At 39.0% G+C, this 1,521-nt stretch carries 2 protein-coding genes; both read left to right on the top strand.

What is annotated here, in order from left to right; genetic code table 11:
• Positions 1–379: 379 nt before the first annotated feature.
• On the top strand, positions 380–1,039 hold the full coding sequence (locus NOM01_RS17030) for a helix-turn-helix domain-containing protein (RefSeq protein ID WP_255749782.1): 660 nt from the start codon (positions 380–382) through the stop codon (positions 1,037–1,039).
• Positions 1,023–1,521, top strand: a 499-nt coding sequence (locus NOM01_RS17025) for a PIN domain-containing protein (RefSeq protein ID WP_255749781.1), incomplete at its 3' end; no start/stop codon positions are given. The genes NOM01_RS17030 and NOM01_RS17025, both read left to right, overlap by 17 nt.

Raw genomic sequence — 1,521 nt, 5'->3', positions numbered from 1 at the left:
ACAAATAAGAAAGTATAAAGATTTAGAGGAATTTAGTGTAAGTGCAACTAAGTCTTCGCCTTCGTCAGAGGCTTGGCGAAGCCAAGTTTTCTAACAAGTAAAGAAAGTATAAGATTTTACCCCATATTTAAACGAATAAACCAGTGTCTTGACCGAGAATCAAAGCGGAGGTGCGAGACGCCTGCGGTCGTGCTCTGTTGATGCGAGCAACCGAAGCGAGGATTCAACACTGTAAAGACACAAACCAATCACACATGGCTGGAGATTAAAGACCGGGCGCTTTTTGCCCGGTTTTTCTTATATACTCATGTTGAAAATGTTGAGATTGTTGATTTTTCGAATGTCAATTGGTTATAATTAAGTCAAGGAGGCTGAAGAGATGATGAGAACAATAGACTACGAACAAATTGAAATGTGGGACAGCGTTCAGACGTTGTCAAAAATTAATCGAGAACAGGCAAAAGTTGTGCTCAAAGCCACTATTGAACGATCTTTTCGTCAAGTTGGTATTGTTCTTCCTAAATTATCCGGCCGATCACTGAGATTACCAGAACAAAATGAATTAAACCAGTTGAAACAGCTTGAAAAAAAGTTAAACAATGCTGCTGAGCAACAGAAAATTAACGATGATTTATTAGCTGAATATATAGACGGATTGATCCAATTGACAGCGAATAACCAGCCACAGTTCAGAAAAGCAGTCACTGTTTCATTATTGAAACAAAGAAGAATAAAACGCAGAATCAATCGAACAGCACCTATGCAAGCAATTATGATCTCGTCATTAAAAGGAGAAACAAAACCATTTTATACGCCTAAAGAGGTCGGAAAAAAACTGGGATTGAGCGATCAAACGATTCGCCGACTCTGTGAAAAGGGAAAATTTTCAGCGGCATATCAAACGGAAGGTGGACATTGGCGAATTCCTCGCGATGCGTTTATTACGACAAGCAAACAGGATGAGCAGGCAGAGACAGTTCTGCATGAGATCGACGAAAAAAATCGCCGAGGTGGAGATATAGATGAATTTAATTTATGATGCAAAAGTTCCTCCAAAAGTTTTTATAGACACGACAGTACTGTGTGGCGCAATTCGAGTCGATGGAATTAACCGTAGAATTCTTAAGGCTGCACGTTATCCAAATTTTTTTATTCCAGTTTTTTCAAGGGTCTGTCTCTTTGAATTCATGAAGCATGCTTTAGAAGGATTAGGAAAAGGAATAAACAGAGTTACCTATACACCTGCAGAAATTAACGAATTCCTGCAGATTTTTTTAAATCCAATTTTTGAGTACTATACCAAGCTGCCTGTCAATAGTGTAGTCGGTCGTTATAGTGCTGAAACAATAATGAGAGAGAATAGACCGATTGGACAAGTCCTCGTGGAATTAAGCCGATGTTCCGAAGTAGAGGCAAGAAAAATTGCTGAATCCCAAGAGATGAGCAAACCGCTATCAGCATTTGACCAAAATGATTTTCATGTTTGGGTCACAGCCATTTGTGAAAATTGCCAATACATAG

It is taken from the genome of Sporolactobacillus sp. STSJ-5 (genome assembly GCF_024385605.1).
Classification (GTDB): Bacteria; Bacillota; Bacilli; order Bacillales; family Sporolactobacillaceae; genus Sporolactobacillus.
Note: the sequence above shows the minus strand (reverse complement) of the source record. Positions and strands in the feature narration are given on the sequence as shown.